The sequence below is a fragment of the Natronomonas pharaonis DSM 2160 genome, assembly GCF_000026045.1.
In the GTDB taxonomy this organism is placed as follows: Archaea; Halobacteriota; Halobacteria; order Halobacteriales; family Haloarculaceae; genus Natronomonas; species Natronomonas pharaonis.
Map to the genome: position 1 here is coordinate 1,701,884 of NC_007426.1, position 18,160 is coordinate 1,720,043.

At 62.7% G+C, this 18,160-nt stretch carries 19 protein-coding genes; 12 read left to right on the forward strand and 7 right to left on the reverse strand.

All coding sequences use genetic code 11. The features are described from left to right. Window positions 1–150: 150 nt before the first annotated feature. Complete coding sequence (locus tag NP_RS08705; RefSeq protein WP_011323472.1) at window positions 151–1,017, forward strand: hypothetical protein; 867 nt, start codon at window positions 151–153, stop codon at window positions 1,015–1,017. Window positions 1,018–1,023: 6 nt separating this feature from the next. Here the strand turns inward: NP_RS08705 and NP_RS08710 are convergent, their stop codons facing one another. Continuing rightward, window positions 1,024–1,590, reverse strand: coding sequence for an NUDIX domain-containing protein (locus NP_RS08710; RefSeq protein WP_011323473.1), 567 nt, complete (start codon window positions 1,588–1,590; stop codon window positions 1,024–1,026). A 167-nt stretch (window positions 1,591–1,757) separates the two neighbouring features. Between NP_RS08710 and NP_RS08715 the strand changes: the two genes are divergently transcribed. From NP_RS08715 to NP_RS08745, 7 genes are all read left to right on the forward strand, one after another. Further along, the gene (locus NP_RS08715) at window positions 1,758–1,946 is read left to right on the forward strand and encodes a DUF1918 domain-containing protein (protein WP_011323474.1); all 189 of its coding nucleotides are present in this window, start codon (window positions 1,758–1,760) and stop codon (window positions 1,944–1,946) included. 6 nt (window positions 1,947–1,952) lie between these two features. Then, window positions 1,953–2,390, forward strand: coding sequence for an RNA-binding protein (locus tag NP_RS08720; RefSeq protein ID WP_011323475.1), 438 nt, complete (start codon window positions 1,953–1,955; stop codon window positions 2,388–2,390). A 58-nt stretch (window positions 2,391–2,448) separates the two neighbouring features. Next, window positions 2,449–2,850, forward strand: coding sequence for a hypothetical protein (locus NP_RS08725; RefSeq protein WP_011323476.1), 402 nt, complete (start codon window positions 2,449–2,451; stop codon window positions 2,848–2,850). Between the two features lie 78 nt (window positions 2,851–2,928). Next, on the forward strand, window positions 2,929–3,507 hold the full coding sequence (locus tag NP_RS08730; RefSeq protein WP_011323477.1) for a cadmium resistance transporter: 579 nt from the start codon (window positions 2,929–2,931) through the stop codon (window positions 3,505–3,507). 121 nt (window positions 3,508–3,628) lie between these two features. After that, window positions 3,629–3,943, forward strand: coding sequence for a cupin domain-containing protein (locus tag NP_RS08735; protein ID WP_011323478.1), 315 nt, complete (start codon window positions 3,629–3,631; stop codon window positions 3,941–3,943). Between the two features lie 66 nt (window positions 3,944–4,009). Then, a complete protein-coding gene (locus NP_RS08740) occupies window positions 4,010–6,067 on the forward strand; it encodes an ATP-binding protein (protein ID WP_011323479.1) in 2,058 nt (685 codons plus the stop codon). Window positions 6,068–6,477: 410 nt separating this feature from the next. After that, entirely contained in the window at window positions 6,478–7,683 is a 1,206-nt protein-coding gene (locus NP_RS08745) for an MFS transporter (protein WP_011323480.1), read from the forward strand. Window positions 7,684–7,728: 45 nt separating this feature from the next. Here NP_RS08745 and NP_RS08750 read toward each other — a convergent pair whose 3' ends face one another. The 4 genes from NP_RS08750 to NP_RS08765 all read right to left on the reverse strand — a co-directional run bounded on the left by NP_RS08750 (window position 7,729) and on the right by NP_RS08765 (window position 11,877). Beyond that, window positions 7,729–8,496, reverse strand: coding sequence for a hypothetical protein (locus NP_RS08750; RefSeq protein WP_011323481.1), 768 nt, complete (start codon window positions 8,494–8,496; stop codon window positions 7,729–7,731). A gap of 73 nt (window positions 8,497–8,569) precedes the next feature. Further along, window positions 8,570–10,279 carry a nucleoside recognition domain-containing protein gene (locus NP_RS08755; protein WP_011323482.1) on the reverse strand — a complete coding sequence of 570 codons (1,710 nt, stop codon included), beginning with the start codon at window positions 10,277–10,279 and terminating at the stop codon, window positions 8,570–8,572. Between the two features lie 9 nt (window positions 10,280–10,288). Next, window positions 10,289–11,554, reverse strand: coding sequence for an NAD(P)/FAD-dependent oxidoreductase (locus NP_RS08760; RefSeq protein ID WP_011323483.1), 1,266 nt, complete (start codon window positions 11,552–11,554; stop codon window positions 10,289–10,291). Beyond that, on the reverse strand, window positions 11,551–11,877 hold the full coding sequence (locus NP_RS08765) for a hypothetical protein (RefSeq protein ID WP_011323484.1): 327 nt from the start codon (window positions 11,875–11,877) through the stop codon (window positions 11,551–11,553). The genes NP_RS08760 and NP_RS08765 overlap by 4 nt, the downstream gene beginning before the upstream one ends. A gap of 205 nt (window positions 11,878–12,082) precedes the next feature. Between NP_RS08765 and NP_RS08770 the strand changes: the two genes are divergently transcribed. The 4 genes from NP_RS08770 (at window position 12,083) to NP_RS08785 (ending at window position 15,545) form a co-directional block, all read left to right on the forward strand. After that, entirely contained in the window at window positions 12,083–13,054 is a 972-nt protein-coding gene (locus NP_RS08770) for an AIR synthase family protein (RefSeq protein WP_011323485.1), read from the forward strand. Continuing rightward, entirely contained in the window at window positions 13,051–13,404 is a 354-nt protein-coding gene (locus NP_RS08775) for a hypothetical protein (protein WP_011323486.1), read from the forward strand. Before NP_RS08770 ends, NP_RS08775 begins: the two co-directional genes overlap by 4 nt. Before the next feature lie 17 nt (window positions 13,405–13,421). Further along, window positions 13,422–14,195 carry an SDR family oxidoreductase gene (locus NP_RS08780; protein ID WP_011323487.1) on the forward strand — a complete coding sequence of 258 codons (774 nt, stop codon included), beginning with the start codon at window positions 13,422–13,424 and terminating at the stop codon, window positions 14,193–14,195. Between the two features lie 108 nt (window positions 14,196–14,303). Further along, complete coding sequence (locus NP_RS08785) at window positions 14,304–15,545, forward strand: MFS transporter (protein ID WP_065813940.1); 1,242 nt, start codon at window positions 14,304–14,306, stop codon at window positions 15,543–15,545. 75 nt (window positions 15,546–15,620) lie between these two features. Here NP_RS08785 and NP_RS08790 read toward each other — a convergent pair whose 3' ends face one another. Together NP_RS08790 and NP_RS08795 are read right to left on the reverse strand one after the other, a co-directional pair. After that, window positions 15,621–16,535, reverse strand: a complete 915-nt coding sequence (locus tag NP_RS08790) for a prenyltransferase (protein ID WP_049939609.1) — start codon at window positions 16,533–16,535, stop codon at window positions 15,621–15,623. A 234-nt stretch (window positions 16,536–16,769) separates the two neighbouring features. After that, entirely contained in the window at window positions 16,770–18,095 is a 1,326-nt protein-coding gene (locus tag NP_RS08795; protein ID WP_011323491.1) for an MFS transporter, read from the reverse strand. Window positions 18,096–18,160: the final 65 nt, after the last annotated feature.

Below are 18,160 nucleotides of genomic sequence, written 5' to 3' on the forward strand. Positions count from 1 at the left end.
CAGCGTATGTCGAAGAAAGCACTTGTAGTTGCACTCGTCGCGGCGGCCGTTCTGCTGTACGCTATCAAGCGATAACCCCGAACGGCTGCTCGTATCGCCCTCCGACAGTTTTTTCGAACGACTTACCCGCCGGTAGTCCTTATCAGAGGTATGTACGGCGTCGTCACGCGAAACGAAGAGGAAACCCGGTGGGACGACTTCGACCGCGCTTTCTACGAGGTGAAAGACGTCTCCGGCCGGTCTTCGGAGCCGGCCGCAGAGACCGTAAGCATGGTGTCGTGCTTCGGCGACAACGCCGCTGCCGAGGAGAACCCGGAACTCGTTCCGGTCACGCCGGATGGAGAACGGGCGACCCGCGAGCAGACGTATTTCGACTGGGCGTACATCTGCCCGACACACGACGACTACCGAGCCGGGCTGTTGGAGATTATTGCGGACTGTGCGGATGTCACGCCCGACGTCCGACTCGACGACGTCGGCTTTCCCCGCCCCGAGTACTGCTACTGTGACCGGTGCAACGAGCACTTCGAGAGCTGGGTCCGCAACCGCCACGAGGCCGGCGAGGGGCCGCCGCCGGAGGAAACGGGTGTCGAGGACCGCTACGAGTGGCGGAGCGAGGTCATCACCTCGTTTGTCGCCGAGGCCGCAGACCGGATTCCCGGCCGGACGTATCTGACGCTGTATCCCGACCCCTATGAGGGACATCTCTACGAGCGGGCTGGTCTCGATATCGGGGCACTCGAATCCTATGTCGACGAGTTCATCGTTCCGCTGTACGACACCAGCTATGGGACGACCTACTGGCTAGAGGCGATAGCGAAGGGGTTCGAAAGCAGGCTCGACACGCCGTTTAGTATCGAACTCTATGCTGTCGATGTCGACATCGACAACCTGATTCACGCGACCGAGGTCGCAGAACAGTACGGCGAATCGGTGCTTTTCGGATACGACGCCGCGAACGGACGCGCGGCGCTTCGTCGCCGACGTGCCGACGCCCGCGAGGGTGTCGAGTGGTAGGCAGTGCTACGAAACCGCCCGCGCGGCGGCCACGAGGTCGTCGCGGTCGCGCGTGTCCTCGGGGAACTGCTCCGGCGCGAACCACCGGGCGGCGCTGATTTCTCCGTCGGGGTCGGCAACCGACAGGTCGACGGTCGACGCCTTCGCACCGAAGACCGGTAGCACGCCCCACGTTTGGCGACCCTGACAGCGTACTTCAACGCGGTTCAGCATCGCCAGCCCGTCGTAGTCGGCCGTGATACCGGCCTCTTCGTGGAGTTCCCGTTCGGCAGCTTCGGAGAACGTCTCCGACGGGCCGACGCCGCCACCGGGCAGTACCCACAGGTCAACCCCTTCGTGACGCACCAGCAGGACGCGGCCGTCGGCTCTCGTAACGAGCGTGTGTGCGCCGTAAGGGGTCCCGGTACGCTGAATGCGGCGCGCGAGTGTTCGGAACCGGCCCCGAGAGACGTGTCGCTCGTAGGTTCGCTGGAGCGTCCCCTCACCGTGGGCTTCTGTAAGCGTATGATATGCCCGCTCGGCGTGCTGGCTCGCCTCGTCGGCGAGATACCACAGCCCATCGACGGTCGTCATTGTCGCCACCAACGCAGGCCAGCGGCTGTCGGCGGGCGACTCGGAGCGGGAGGCATGGAGGGTGACATAGACACACGTACGGTTGCGGTTCGCAAAAACCGTTCGAAGGTCGCAGGTCCGGCCGCCGAAACGACGGGCTTTTTCCGTGTCGGCGAAAAGCGCCAGATATGGCATTCGAGAAGGGTGACCGCGTGGTCTTCCACGACAAGCACAGCGACTACGACGGTGAGACGGGCGAAGTCGCCCAAGTCTCCGAGACGATGTTCGGCGACAAGACCTACGTCGTCGACTTCGAGGAAGGACAGGAGGGCGGCATCGCCGAAGACGCCCTCGAAGCCGCAGAGGACGACGAGTAACCACCGATGAGCGCCGTCCCGTTCCACTACGTCGACCTCCGGGCGTTCTGTTATGCAACGGAGGACGAAAAGCGGGTCGAGGCGGCGCTTGAGACGTTTTTACCCGAGGAAACTGAGCTCGAACGGGAGGTAAACGAGGGGCATCACGGCGACAGAATCCTCGTGTACTCGGTGCGTCTCGAACGCGCCGACGACGTCCGGCACGTGCTTTCTCGGGTCGCCGAACTCGATGACTTCGAGCGGCTGCTCTCCGAGCTAGAACAGCGCATCGACGACAACTGCGCCTTCTACCTCCAGTTCGACAAGCAGGCGGCCTATCAGAACCGCGTCGAGTTCGGCGACGGCATCATGCTCCGTGGCAAGGTCGAGGCCTACCCCGCAAAGCGAGAGCGGGCAATCGAGACCGCCGAAGACGCCTTCCACAACCTCGCCAGCGACGACTGACCCCGCCCCGAGCCGACGGGTCCAAAAGAACGAAGCGGTGACGGCGAGATATTCAGGTATGCAGCATCCGTGGACGCTCGATGACGACGAGATGCCGACGGACCCTCGGGCGAAAAAGCGGACCCGTCGGCTCCGGATTGTCGGACTCGGGCTTTGGGGGCTCTTGCTCGGTGGCGGGAGCGTCATCGTCGCCACTGGCACCGTTGACCTGACCGCCGGCGAGGCAGCACTGCTTGGTGGCATCGGCGTGGTTGCTTCGCTCGTCGCTATCGTCGTCGGCGCACTCGCAATCGTCCTGCTCCGCCGGTTCGGTATCCTCGGCAAGCTGATTGTCTGGCTGTTGCTGTTTTTCGCGCTGCTCAGCCTGCTCCCGGAGCTTGTCGGTTGGCTCACCGAGAACGTCTCGCTCTTTGAGTCGCTGCCCGTCGACGACGACCAGCTGTTTGACCTGCTCTTCTAGCCGGATGCGATTGAGCGGGGCGAATCGGAGCGCTATATAAACGCCTATACAGGTGTGACGCGACAGCATCGGTAGCTCGTGGAGACGGTTCTGCTCGTCGGCGTGTGGTTGTTCGCCGTAACGCATCTCGATACGCTGGTCGTCATCAGCGCGTTCTGTGCGGACAACGACTACCAACTCTGGGAGGTACTCGTCGGGCATTACATCGGGTTCTGTGCCGGGCTGGTCGCTGCGGTCGCGGGGGCGGCGCTCGCTGCGGAGCTCTTTCAGGAGTGGACGTTTCTACTCGGTTCCGTTCCCCTCGGCATCGGGCTGTGGGGGTTGTTCCACCAACCACCGGAAACGACGGTTGAGAAGTCGCGTGCCGTGCCGAACACCCTCGGCCGTATCGGCGTTGTGAGCGTCGCCGGTATCGGCCTCAGCGGCGAAAACATCGCTGTATTCGTCCCGTTCTTTGCCGGCCTCTCGCTCGCCGAGTTACTGGTCGTTATCGGCGTCTATCTGGTCGGCGCAGGAATCGTGTTCCTCGCCGCGTACATAATCGTCTCCCGCGTTGCCGCCGACGGAATCCCCGGCTGGCTCGACCGGTGGCTCGTCCCGACAGTGCTGGTACTTGTCGGTGGGTACGTGCTGGCAACTGGATTGGTTCTCATATAAATTACTCCACCCTACTTCGCTCACTCCTTGAGGTCGGAGGCTCCACCTTGTATAATGCTGAAGGCAATGGCTGTGACACCAACCGTCGGTATTTCATTGGACAAGACGTATAGAGTCGCGTATGACACACGTCCCACGAGCGGAACTGCTGCAGCAACTCGACGGAGCCGATAGCGACTCCGCCCGCGTCGTCGACACTGAGTCGATGACGGTCGGGCTCAAGCGATACCGGGAGGGACCGGCCAACGAGAAGGGGCTTCGAGAGCACACCGACGACGAACTCTACTACATCCTCGATGGGTCGGGAACAATCGCGGTCGGCGATGCTGTCCACTCGGTCGCCCCCGGCGACGTACTCTACGTCGAGAAAGGAACGTCTCATGATGTTCAGGAGGTCGACGAAGCGCTTACTGTGCTCAAGGTGTTGGCTGAGTAACAATTACGTCGGCATCGATGCCGCGACGGGTGACTTTTTGAGTAACGGGGGCGTACCCTTGGTAATATGCCAGCGGCGCTTTCCGACCCTATCGGGGTCGCATATGTTACCGTATTTCTTGGAAGCGGGCTGATTTGTCTCCTTTTGATTCCGCGAGTGCGGACGTTCGACGACCCCGAGATACGCGCAGGACTGGTCTGGCTGCTGGCGACCGCAGGTGCGTGGGGACTCCTGAAAACAGCGTACTTCCTCGTTCCCGGCCCGTTGCGCGAGCCGAGCTACCTCCTCGGACTCGTTGCGGGGTTCGCGACAGTCTGGGCGTGGCTGTACTTCTGTTCCGCATACACCGGTCGGAACCTCCACCGGAACAAGACACTCCGCCGCGTCAGCGCCGCAGTATTCGCACTCGTCGTCTCGGTAAAGCTCACTAATCCCCTGCACGGGCTGTACTTTACTACCAGCGAAGCGACAGCGCCGTTTCGGCATCTGGCGGTCAATCACGGCATCATCCACTGGAGTTCGACAGGGCTGTCTTACATCCTCTCGGCTGTCGGGCTGTTCATGCTGCTTGAGCTCTATATGCGCTCCGAGTACGACACCCGTCCGCTCGCCGGGCTGACGGTGCTTCTCGGTCTTCCTGTCGTCTTTGACATCATCGCGCTGTCGACACCGAGGCTCATCAACTTCATTTATGCGCCTATCGGCGTGGCGCTCTTTGCTGTCGGTGTGCTATTTGTTTTCCAAGAGCAATTGGTGGCCGTCAGCACCGCACTACGTGGCGGTGCTGCCTCGGTGTACCTCGACGGCGAGCGACAGATTCGAGACGCGACCGGCGCGGCGACAGCGCTTTTTCCTGCGCTCGAAGGGGCGACTGGTGACCCGCTTGCGGACGTACTCCCGGACGTTGCGGCGTGTCTAGACGGCGGCGACCCGATCTTTGAGCTGGGCGGCGGCGAGGAATCGCAGTATTACCTCGTCGAAGCCGAGCCTGTCGGGGTGGCGGGCTCTGAAGCACAGGTTCTCACGTTTACTGACGTGACAACGCTCGAACAACAGCGACGACAGCTGCACCGCCGAGAGCGCGAACTTGACGAGCAGAATGAACTGTACCGTGCTGTACTCGCCGCGAGCTTTGCTTTCGTCTACCGGGCGACCCCGGAGGGGCGTCTGACGTTCGTCTCTCGGTCTGTTGAGGATGCGCTCGGATACGCACCGGATGCGCTCGTCGGCAAGCCCATCGATGCGCTGGCTCCGACCGAAGAGGTCACCGAAGAAGTCCGGAGTTACTTAGACGAAGTTGTCAGTGGGGAATCACTCCAGATTCAGGACCTTCCACTAAAACATCGCGATGGACGACGGGTGTACACCGACGTTCGGGTCGTCCCCATCTACGAGGCAGGCGTCCCGGAGTCCGAGCGAACGGCAGCGGATATCGTCGGTGTGCAGGGGATGGTCCGAGAGACGACCGACCGACACCGTCGCGAGGGACTCATCAGTGTCATCAACCGTGTGCTCCGACACAACGTCCGTAACGAACTCACAGTCATCAACGGCTACGCCGAAATGCTGGCAGATGACCTCGAAGGCGAGTCAGCGGCGAGCGCCGAACAGATCCTTGAGACGACCGATAGACTCCTCGACCTGACCGAATCGGCACGGAAGATAGAAGAGGCTCGGGAGGCGTCACCGGAACTGGGGTCATACGACATCATCCCGATACTCGAGGAGGTGGTCGGACAAGTCGAAACACAGTATCCGAACGTATCAGTTTCCGTCGACGCGCCGGAGTCAGCCGTGGCGCTGACACTTCCCCGGATAGAGACCGCGCTCTTCGAGTTGCTGGACAACGCCGCAAAGCACAGCGTCGAATCGCCGTCGGTCGAAATCGACGTAGACGTTGGGTCCGAAGGAGTCACGGTCACGATAACGGACAACGGACCCGGCCTTCCCGAAAACGAGCGCAAGGTGCTGGCGACCGGAGTGGAGGACCCACTCGCACACGGGCGCGGACTCGGGCTGTGGCTGGCCTACTGGATTGTCACGACGCTCGACGGCGACATTGTCGTCCCGAACACGGACCACGGGACGACAGTCGAGCTCCGCCTTCCGAAGCCGGAGCCCTGACGACGGCCGGTAGCCACACCACTTGGACAGCTCGTTGCCGACAGGGGAGTCAGCCCTATCGTAGCCGGTGGGTTGTCGCACGGAGCGTACGCGCTTCCTCCCACCCGTGAACGGGGGGGTTTCCGCGCTGTATCCGCTATGACTAGCCCGGGTGTGGAGGGTCCCGTTCTCTCGTCCGGCCGCGCTATACGCAACAGGCTGGCAAAGCCATCACCGGTGTTCGGAAGTGGGGTGGAGACCACCACGCTGTTCTTCCGTGGGCGAACAGACGCATCCTCCGCTGAATCGGGGACTCTCCACCGATATTGGGAGCTGAAACCCACATACGAACGCCGGTGCGGCGTAAAAACCGCCCGAAGAAAGGAACCCATATCAAACCGGCAGGGCAAGAGGCGACGGTTTCATACGAAATGAGCATTCGGTCGATACTCAGACAAGAGGCGACGGCACTGTGGGGCGACGGAAAGGGGTTCGCCCTCGTTGCGGTCGCCGTCGGCTGGGGACTTCTCAACGGAGCACGGATGGTCTATCCAGTCATCATCCCGTACCTGCAAGAGACCTACGGGCTCAGTTTAGCCGTCGCCGGGCTGTTGATAACCGTATTGTGGTTTTTCGCAGCCATCGGGCAGCTTCCGGGCGGCATCCTCGCTGACCGGGTTGACGAACGGGTCCTCATGCTCGCCGGAACGGTCGTTGTCGCCGGAGCACTCACACTCGTCGTGACATCGTCGTCGGCAGCCGTGTTGTTCTTTGCAACCGCCGTCTGGGGGCTCGGCCATTCGGTGTATCCGATTGCCAGAATCACGTTCCTCTCAAATCTCTACAGGGAACGGGTCGGGAGCGCACTCGGTGTCACGATGGCTACCGGCGACATCGGCCAGACTATCCTCCCGCCGGTGGCGACGGTGCTTGCAGCGGGGGTGGCATGGCAAGCCGGCCTCGGGTTCATTGTTCCGCCGCTGCTTGTGGCCGGGCTTTTCGTTGTCGTGACTTCGTCGAGCAGACAGCCCAAGCCGACCCGCTCGGAGTCAGAGCCACAACGGGGGATGCTTGCGGCCCTCAAAACGCTCCGCACGCCGGCTATCGGACTCATGACCGGAATCCTGTTTCTCTACATGTTCATCTGGCAGTCGTTCACGGCGTTCTATCCGACGTACCTGACGACCGTCAAGGGATTTGCGCCGGCGACGGCGAGTCTACTGTTTGGGTTCTTTTTCGCCGTCGGCGTGGTCGTAAAGCCGGTCGCCGGGACAGCCTACGACCGCCTCGGGGTTCGAACGTCGCTCGTCGGCGTGTTGTTGCCGGCGACTGCCGGCTTTCTGTTGCTCCCGCTGACCGATAACGTCCTGTTCATCGTGGGCATCACGGCGCTCATCAGCGCGATGCTCGGAACGGGCGCGATTACGCAGTCGTTCCTCGCCGAGGTGTTCGCCGACGACATGAAGGGTGCTGGACTCGGGGTCGTCCGGACGCTTACTGCGGCGCTCGCCGCCGGCGGACCGGTCGTGTTCGGTGTCATCGGCGAGTACGGCTACTTCGATTGGGGATATATCGCGCTTGGCGTCATTATGGCCGTCGTCGTCGTCCTCACGCTGTGGATGCCCAAGGCGAGATAGGCGCTCCGTGCATCGCCTTCGACCTGTGCTTCCGCTACGTGGAACCTACACCGGGTTGGTCGGCCGCGAGCACCGAAGACAGAGCGTCGAGTTGCCGACCCAGTTGACATCGGTCGAATCACAGTGTGGACATCGGTGATGGTCGGTAGCGTACTCGGTCGTTCCACGCGGAGCCGCAAGATATCTCTCGGAGAGCAGCCGCTCAACGAGCCCCGGGAACCGGCGGCGCTTGTATTCCGCTCTGACTGCCAGAAACCGGCCGGGGTCCGAGGGGTCCGGCCCGTGAAGGTCATCCCACTCGACGGCGATTTCGCCGTTAGCGAGACTTCGTGCAGCTTGTTTTATCGGAGCCGCGGCCGCTTGGAACAGCGGCGTCGTGCTCATCCGGGATGGGTCGTCGACCGTCTCGCCGGCCGCTTCGTAGGCATCAACGGCGTCGTTGTACGCCTCTGAAGCCTCCGAGAGGCCGCCAGCGACGCGGCAATCGGCTCGAAGCTCCGCAAAACAGGCCGATTGTGCTGGGCTGTCTGCCCGCCGTGCGAAGTCCCCGGCGACAGCGGTGGCTTCAACAGCTCTAAACCGCGCCGTTTGTGGCTCATCGGCGACTCGATAGCAGAGCGCAGCTATCAGCAGGTACTGGACGCCGGCCCCAACCCAGCCGTGGTCGCCGAGCTCAAAGGGGCCACCATCGGGCCGTGGGTCGGCGAGGACGCGCCGTCCGGCGCGGGTGTACTCGTCGCCGGCGTCGACGTACGCCCGCTCGGCGAGGGCAGCGATAGCTGCGTCACGGTGTCCGCCATCCTGCGTGGACATGCATGTATTACGCCCCGGAGGCGTACAGTCGTTCGGCTTCCGGAGGCATCCACGACAGTGGTGTGCCCGCAGTTCATCCGAGCAGAACTCGGCCGCCCCAAGCGATGATAAGCGCGAACACCACCGCTGCCGCGGCTTGGCGTGCTACCATCTTCGCCGCCCATGCGGCCGACACCTCGCGGGCAACGGTAAAGACGGTCACCAAGCAGGGCAACAGAACACCGGCGAGATACACCGCCACGAGCACCTCCAGCGGAGAGAGGGTGGCTGCGGTACCGCCCTCCGTCAGTAGCGCAATTCCGTCTTTTCGCACCGATGCCAAGACGACAGTGAGCGCTGCTTCCGCAGGCAGGTTGAACGCACTCATTACGGGACCGAGAACGCCACCGAGGGCGTCAATCCCTCCGCTTTCATCGAGCAACGCTGCCGCGAACGTAATCACGACGAACACTGGCAACGCTTTGAAAAAGAACTCCCGGAGCGCGCTCCAGGCTTCGCGGGCCACGGCGCGCGCGTCGGGGCGGCTCAGAAAGGTACGTCGGTCAATGACCGTCTGGGACTGTCTGGCTTCGGGCGGCGCAACCGCGGCCACGTAGATGAGCGTCGTAGCGGCAAGGGCCAGCAGATAGGGACCGACGAGCCACCACATGCCGACCGCTGCGAACACCGCAAGCGTCGCAGGAAACTGATAGGAGCACGCGGAGCCGAACGAAATCGCGGAAATCGTCGTACACCGGGTACAGTCCGAACACGACCGCGTGTTGATGACTGCGGGGACGTTACAGCCGAAGCCCATCACAACGCGGACCAAGTCCCGACCGGTCAGCCCGACCCGTCGCATCGTCGGGTGTAGCGACACGGTCATTCGGGTTACGAGGCCCGTGTTCTTGTAGACGCCGAGGACGACCGCGAAGATGAGCATGGTCGGCCCCGCCCAGACAAACAGGAACGGTCCCATCGAAAGGAAGCCGTACTGGGTGGCCAGCATCGTCGCGAGCGGTTCGGGCAGTGTTCCGGCCCACATGACTAACGGCTCGAAAGCCGCCCCGACGAGTGGGTCAAGCTCGCCGGCGAGCGTGTTCGCAAACCAGACAGCAAGTGCTGCGGGCAAAAGCAGCAAGGCGATGCTGACCGCTGGGCCGACATACGGCCATTCGAAGACCGTCTTCGGCGGCTCGATACGCCGTCCGATATCGCGAGTCGTTTCCTCCGGAAAAATACCCGGCTGGTCGATCGCTCGCATGATGCGAGCGAACTCGTCTGGCTGCCCGTGTTCGGGAAGGGTCTCGGATTCGACGCCGCCGTCTGCCATCGGGCGCGAAACGTTTCTGGCATCGACCGGGACGATTGGGACGCCGATATCGGCGCTCAGCGTCTCGAGCGCTCGTCGGGTGTCGTCTGCTTCCTCGACCTTATCCCAGAATGTGACGACGATAGCGCCCAGATGGCCGTCGACAAGCGGCAGCAAATCTTCGAGGTCACTGTCAATATCGGTCGCGGGTACAACGAGCAGTACGGTTTCGTCGTCGCTGACGCAGGAAAGCGCATCACGGGTCGCCTCAGTGTCAGTATCGAGGACGATACCCGGTGTATCGACGAACTCGTAGTCATCGGTCGTGTACCGCTCGCTTCTGACTGTCGTCCCCCGAAAGTTCCCGCTTGTCGGACGGTCGCCGGTCAAAGAGGCGACCAGTTCGGACTTCCCAACGCTTTCTTTGCCCGCCACGACAACGGTCTCTCGTTCGGTTCGGCGCTCCGACGTGGGGTCTCGTGTCTCGCTCATTACGTCTGTTTAGCAGTTGCAGTCGACCGGCTCACAGCAGTCAAGGTCGTCAAGGAACATCCCTGCCTCCCGGTACTGGTCTAGCGGCTCGGTAGCAACCCCAAGGCGCTCACCGATTTCCTCGGCGACAACGGGGAGTCGTGCCCGGAACTTGTAGATAAAGCAGAACTTCTGTCCGTTATGTTCGACCTCGGGGCCGGTCAGAAACAGGCCGGGCGTCGTCGGTGACTCGTCGCGCTCAGTCAACCGGACGCTGCCGCGCTCGCGGGGGAACAACTCCTCTACAGGCCCGAAATCGGAGTCGAAGCCGGTGGCCAGAACCGGACGGGTGGGGACAACGAACGTTCCGTCGCTGTGGTCTTCCCAGCCAGCGTTTGCTGTTGGTGGGGCCCCGGAGACGGGGTCGCTACCAACTGGGCGGGCATGGACCGCGAACTGGCCGTCATCAGTGCGGTGTACCTCCTGCACCTCGGCCCCGCCGACCAGCGTCAGCTTCTCACTGTCTCGAACCTCGTCGAGTCGCTGGAGCGTGTACGGCGAGAGCGTCTGACTGGGGTCCGGATGCCGGGTGGCCCAAGGGTGACCGCGGTCGAGGACAGTCACTGAACAGCCGAGTTCAACCAGATTGACGGCTGCGTCGATGCCGCTTTCGAACCCGCCGACAACGAGGAACTCATCGGTCGAGTTCGCCGCTGCGTGGTCAGCCCAAGAGTCCACCGCGGCGTTGTGGACACACAGGGCAGCCCCTGAGAAAACATCCGTTCGCGGGGTTCCGAACTGGCCGCCGGCCCACACGACACACTGCGCGTGGACGGACCCTCCGGATGTCTCCAGACGGAACCCTTCGGTGTCACCGCCATCGACGGCTACGCCGCGTGGCTCAGATACCGCTGGCCCGCCAGACTCGGGTGCAGCGTCTGACAGCGGCGTAACGGTGGTTACCTCAATCCCGGTTTCGACGGGGAGTTCGTAGTGGTCGACGGCCCGCTGGAGATATTCGGCGTATTCGTCGCCGGACGGTTGTTGCGTGTCGAGGATAGCCCCCGGTGAGGTGGCCGGGACGACCGCGTTCAGGTCTGGGTGGCCGAATCCGTTGCTGGGGAACGATGGGGTGATGAACCGCATCTCTGCGGGCCAGTTACGAAAGCTGGCACCGACAGCATCGCGCTCGAGAATGACTGTTTCGACATCAAGAAACGAAAGCGCCGTGCCGATACCAACACCTGCGGGACCCGCCCCGACGACAGCAACATCAACGGAGTCCGGCAGCGTCATCGTCCCTCCATGGGGGCTGAACTGCGGTCGGACATGCTATCGCCCTCGGTGTGTCTGTCACCCGTTGCGGCCGGGAGCCGAACGTGATAGCGGCTGGAGCCGCCGGTAACCGCCGCGGTTCCACGGCGCAGTAGCCAGTACAGTCCACTGCCGACGAACACCGCAACGAACATAGCCAGCGTTAGTTGTTGGATACTCCCGCCACCAGCGGCGGCTGCAGCGCTACCGCCGACAAGGAGCCCGGCGATACCTGTCGTTACCGCGTGTTGTCGCCGTTTGAGGTCGTACACGACCGTGCCGGTCGTGGACTGTTTCTCATCCATGGTATCAAAATAGTACAAGATATTATTAACTCTTGCTAATAAGAGACCTATTTGTAGTAACTCCGGCGGCGGATGTGCTTGCCAACCACTGTAGCAAAAGCTCCGGCGACAGTCCGGACGTGGAACACCGGCGGTCCAGCCCCGCCCCGCGACACCAGCAGTTCGGAGCAACAGCTACAAACCGCGATTCGCCCCAGTGTGAGACATGCCCGGCAAGGTACACCCGGACGACCTGCTTTCGCATGTTTTCGGCCGGACCGGCGAGGACGACCCGGCGGTCGTCAAAGGGCCCGCCGACGGCGAGGACGCCGCCGCAATCGACCCACCTGCGGGGACGCTCGTCGTGAGCTCCGACCCCATCTCGCTGGCGGCCTCACGGGTCGGAACGCTCGGCGTCCATGTGGCCTGCAACGACATCGCCGTCTCCGGAGCTGACCCTCGGTGGCTCTCAGTCGTTCTCATGCTCCCGAGCGAGCGTGCCCTCGAACCGATAACCCGCGATATCCACGCCGCCGCCAGCGACCTCGGAGCGACAATCGTCGGCGGCCACAGCGAGTATGTCGACGCGCTCGAACGCCCAATCGTTTCTCTCACTGCGATGGGTATGACAGAGGCGTTCGTCCCGACCGGCGGAGCCGAGCCCGGCGACCGCGTTGTCCTCACCGGAGCGGCCGGTATCGAGGGGACGGCGATTCTCGCGGCCGACTTCGGCGGCGAGCTTGATGTTCCGACCGATGTCGTCGAACGGGGGGCATCGTTCTTCGAGGACGTAAGCGTCGCGGCGGACGCCCAAATTCTGCGCGAGTACGCGACATCGATGCACGACCCGACGGAGGGCGGTGTCGCTGCAGGGCTCCACGAAATCGCCCGCGCATCCGACGTCCGGCTCGACGTCGAACGCGAGGCGGTCCCCATCCGCGAAGCGACGCGGGCACTATGTGATGCCGCAGGCGTCGACCCGTTGCGTATTTTCGGCTCCGGGGCCGTTGCGGGAACCGTTCCCGAAAGCGAGGTTGACGACGCGCTGGCGGCGCTTTCGGACGCCGATATTCCGGCTGCCGAAGTCGGCGTTGTCAGCGAGGGCAGCCCGGAGCTCCGGATGGATGGCGAATCGACTGTCGACCCCATCGAAGATGACCTCTACCCGCTCTGGGCGGCGGCGGACTCCGAAAAATGAGTGAGCCGGACGGAGCGAGGCGACTGCGCGGCGGCGGCGTCGGGTCGGTTCTTGGCGGCCTCGCAGTCGGAGCGTTCGCGCTCGTGGCGTCGTATCCGACAGCCGCCGGCGCGGTGCTCGGCATCGGCATCGCCGGATTCGTCGCCGAGCGGGGCCGGAGCCTCGATAGCCGCATCTCGCTGGGGTTCGTTGCGGTCGGCGGTATCGGGCTACTGGAGGCGACCGGAACGACCGCCGTCGGTATCGACCCGTTTTTGCTCGCCAGCTTCGGTGTCACGTTCGGTCTCATTGATATCGGCCTCAGCTCGGTGCTGGGACGAGCGAAAAACCGGTCGAACGGCGAGCGATAGCCCGTCATATCGGTTAAATGGGCTCGTCCCCGAATGTGGGTGTGACCGAATCGAGCGACACGAACCCCGTCGCACTGATTACAGGTGCCAGCTCCGGCATCGGCGCTGCCACGGCACGTCACTTCGCCCACAGCGGGACAAACGTCGTTCTCGCAGCCAGAAACGAGACATCGCTGACAGCCGTTGCAGACGACTGTGAGGCAGCGGGGAGCAACGCGCTCGCCGTCCCCACTGACGTGACCGAATACGATGCCGTCGCGGCGCTCGTCGATGCGACAATCGACCGGTTCGGCCGACTCGATACCGTTGTGGTCAACGCCGGCATCGGGGAGAAGCGAGATGTACCGATGTCCGAACTACCGCTTGAACAGTTCGAGCGGGTGACCGAGACAAACGTCCACGGTGCCTACTACACCACGAAAGCGGCGCTCCCGGCGCTATCGGATGCCAACGGGTCGCTCGTTTTCGTCGGAAGCTACAAAGGAAAACACCCGAGCACGTCGACGCCCGTGTATGCGGCCTCAAAGTGGTGGCTCAGAGGGTTTGCGCTCAGTGTCGCCGGCCGCGTGGGACCGGACGGCGTCGGTGTCACCCTGGTCAATCCCTCCGGCGTGACGACCGGCTTCGGCTCCGAGTTCCGCGAGCGGACAAACGATGCGGCGCTGGACGACGCGTCCACGCTTGACCCGTCGGATGTCGCCGCGGCGATTGCGTACGCCGTCGGCCAAGAGGCACCAGCGACAGTGACCGAACTTGACCTGAACCGACGTGACATCTACGAACGGTTTTGAGTCGATGTAGAGAGTGGCTTCCACGCCTACGGAAGCGGCAGAAAGCCGGCGGGAGGTATGCCTTTAGGGTCACGGACGCTGTTTCGGGTAACCACCGAGACACGGCATATGGATTCGACCTCTCCGGCCGGAAGGACGCCCACCAAGGCGGCTGTCGCGTTCGCTGTCTATGTGTCTGTTCTGACAGCGGCATACTACTACAACCTCACGTTCATCCAGCTCGGGCTGACCGACCTCGGGTTAGAGCGGCTAGGGCTCTCTCCCGAACGAGTTGCAGTCGGAATGGGCGTGTTGGCGCTTGTGACACTGTGTACTACACTCGTGAGCGGGTATCTGATGGACCGACTCGGAGTGGGGGCAAACCCGCTATCGAAATTTCGCGTGCTGTTCGGCATCGTCGTCCTACAGGTTGCGACGACGTACGCTGTCACCGCAGTTACATCGTTCGAGCAGTTTTTGACGTGGATAGCCCTTTGTTCGCTTCTGTTGGGGACGGCAATCCCGTTCGCGTTTAGCCTGCTTTTGGACCTCGTACGTCCGGGGATACGCGGATACGCTGCCGGGGCTGTCGCGGGCTGTGCGTTCTTTCTCGCTGCGCTGTTTCCATTTGAGTGGACCATCGAGTCGTTCGTGCCGTCGGCGGTTGCCGTGCTGGCACCCGTCGCACTCTTGCTCGGTGTGCTCTCGGTTCCGAGCATCGGCGACTGGGTGTCCGGCAGTCGAACAGACGACAGCCCCGGGCGACAGCCCGTGGGGGTCACACAGTCCGGTATGCTGACAGCGGCGTTCGTCGGTGGCGTCGTGCTGCTTTTCGGTGCCTTCTTCGTCGATAGTCTCGGCTTTGTTCGTATCATCGAATCCGAGTACGTCGAAGCGTCGTGGCAGTCATCGGAACTCGGCACGCGGCTGCTGATTGCGATGACGCACGTAATCGGAGGGCTTGCGGCCGGCGTCGCGTATGCGAAACTGCGGTATCACTGGCTTTTCGTCGCGACATTCGTGTTGTTTGCCGCCGCACAGTTCCTGTACGTGTACGACGCCGCTGTGGGCGGGCCGGCGGCACTGGCCGCGGTGCGGCCGCTCCTTTATGTGCTGGCAGTCAGCTGCTATACGACGGTTGCGTTCGCCCTGTGGCCGGACCTCGCGACGCCGGACCGGGTCGGGACATACACGGCGGTTGGCATCGGCATCGGTGGGTGGCTCGCAACGTTTACCAGTACGGCCGCCGCGCTTGTCTCCGAACGGGCCGAAATAGCGCTTGAGGTCCACCTTTTTATTGTCGGCAGCGTTTCAGTTGCGTTCCTCCTCATAACTGGCGTCCTGATGTACAGGGCTGTTCAAACAGCGTGAGACGCACAGCGGGGGAAACACGGCGGCGGGGGGCTCGCGCGTTCAGTCATAGCGTGACTGGACGCCGTGGCACCTTTACAGAACCGCCGCAGCCGCCATCCCGACAGCGAGCGCGACGATTGTGGTTTGCGTCCAGAGGATGTGGTTGCCGAGCTCGTCGTCGGTCAGGTCTCCGTTCCCCTCCAGCACTACCGTCCGGAAAATCGGCGCCAAAAGTGCGATTGGCAGGATGGCGACTGCGACCGTTGCCGGCAGGGCACCGGTGGCAATCGGATATAGCAGGCTGGCAACCAGCACACCGACGAGTCCGAAATAGATGTAGCCAGCCGTCTGGCGGCCGAGGACAACGGGAATGTTTACTCGTCCGTTCGTGCGGTCTGCCTCAACGTCGGGAAACTCGTTCAAGAGGAGCAAATTAAAGCCCACCAGAAACATCGGCACGGAGAGATACAGCACAGATTCCGGGAACGTGCCGGCTTGAATGTATCCCACCGCGACTGTCGGCAGGAACGTCAGTCCGGCCCCACACGCGAACTCCCCCAAACCGATGCGGGCGAACACGTCAGTGTAGCCAACGACGAGGACCGTCCCCACCCCGTAGAACAGCAGGACAATGCCGCCGAACTGGGAGACAAGTGGGACGACAAACAGCGCGCTGGCCAGAATCGCTATCACGCCAGCGGCGAGTGCGCGCCGGTAGCTCAGCGTGCCGCTGACGAGCACGTCGTTGCCGCCGCTGTACGGTGTCTCATCGGTTGCCTCGTCGATTCCGGTCCGGTAATCGCTGGCGAGATTGAGGATATTGACGGCGACGTGTGCGGCAAGGACACTGCCGAAGGCCAACAGCGTGTTCGTGACGTTGAGTATTCCCGCCTCTGCCGCGGCAGCCGCCGGCAGCAGAATGACGATGGCGGTGAACACGAGAAACGGGGCTCGAACGAGCGCGAAGTACGGCTGGAGCGTCCGTTTAGTGTGGTGAATGGTACTCATCAGCATAACGTGGCGTACATACAGTACGTGGAGACAGCGTATCATTGTATGGGTCGCCAACGGTCGGCGTCGCTGTCTCCGCAATCGTCCTCATCGTGCAGCCCCTCCCGTTGCTCCCGGCGATTTTCGCACTCGGAGGGCTTTTCGTCCGCCCGTATGTGCCGTTTGTCGCTCAGACCCACCCCTGAAGGGGTGGGCTTCCGCTCGCTACGTGTCAGCGTCCGGCGCTTGGAGTTACTCGCTGTCAGCGGCACGTGCTGAGTGCATTGGCTCGTCTCCGCGGCGAAGAAACAGCCAAAGCGAACACAAAAAGGCAACAGCGACAGCCCCCGACAGCAACGCGAACGCGACCCGATAGCCGAACTCGGTGTAGACGGCCGTCCCACCGACGAACGCTCCAGTGCGGTAGGTGTCAAGCGCGACACCCAGCAGTGCTGGCAGGACAGTGCCGCCGAGGAAGCCGGCAGTGACGACGGCCGCCGTCGCCACACCGCTGGCTCCGGCAGGGTATTGCTCTTTGATGACCGAAAGCGTGAGCACTGCTGCCCCGATAAAGAAGCCGGTAAAAAAGTAGCTCCCAGCGATAACGGCTTTCGGCGGACGGCCCAAAAGCGGAATCGGGACGAGCACGAGCACAAACAACCCGAAGCCGACTACCATCGGGAGATACCGTCTGCCGAGCCGGTCCGATACTCGACCGACCGCCGGACCGCCGATGAGCATTCCAATCGCACCGAGCAGTGTGTAATAAGACGCTGTGGTCACATCAAGCCCGTAGACAGTAACCAGATACGGAACGCCCCAAAGCCCCAGCAGCGTCAGAATCGACCCCATTGTCGCGAAGAAGCACAGCGAGAGCAGCCACTGTTCGGGGTCACGGGCCAGCGCTCGCAGGTGTTGGCCCGTTTCGCTAACCGTCACAGACGGCTGGGACGGAACGCTACGGATTGTATCGAACCCGAGTTCGGCCGGAGAGCGGCGCACGAGCACGTACACTGCGGCCGCGACCAGAAGGCCAAAAACGGCGAACCAGAGAAACGTCGACCGCCACCCGGCCAGTCCGATGACGACCGCCAGCGGTGTCGTCGCGAGAATCGAACCGAATCCGGCCATGCCGGCAGTCAGGCCGGTTACCGACGCGAACTCGTTGACCCGAAACCAGTTTGATGCGAATCTGAGCGTTGAAACAAAGATGACGCCGCCACCGACCCCGATGACTGCGCGAGCAAGGAGCGCGGTCGGGTACGTGCTGCTGAAAACGAACCCGATTGCACCGACGCTGACTGCGGCAGCACCAGCAGTGCCGACGTGTCGAGGGCCAACAGCGTCAACGAGCACACCGGCGGGAATCTGGACAAGGGCATATCCGATGAAGAACGAAGCATGCAGCGTTCCCAGTTGTGCTGCGGTCAGCCCGAACTCGGCAGTCAGCGCCTCCGAAAGAACGGCCGTCGAGAGGCGATGGACGCTGGCGAGCAGAAACGCCAGCGCCAGCATCCCCCAGGCTATCCAGCGGTACCTCGTCGGACGTTCAAGCACGGATACGGTATCTGCTATCATACCTATCTCCGATAAGCATACCGGGAGACAAGCAAAGCGCATACAATAGGTTGAAAAGCAGCTGA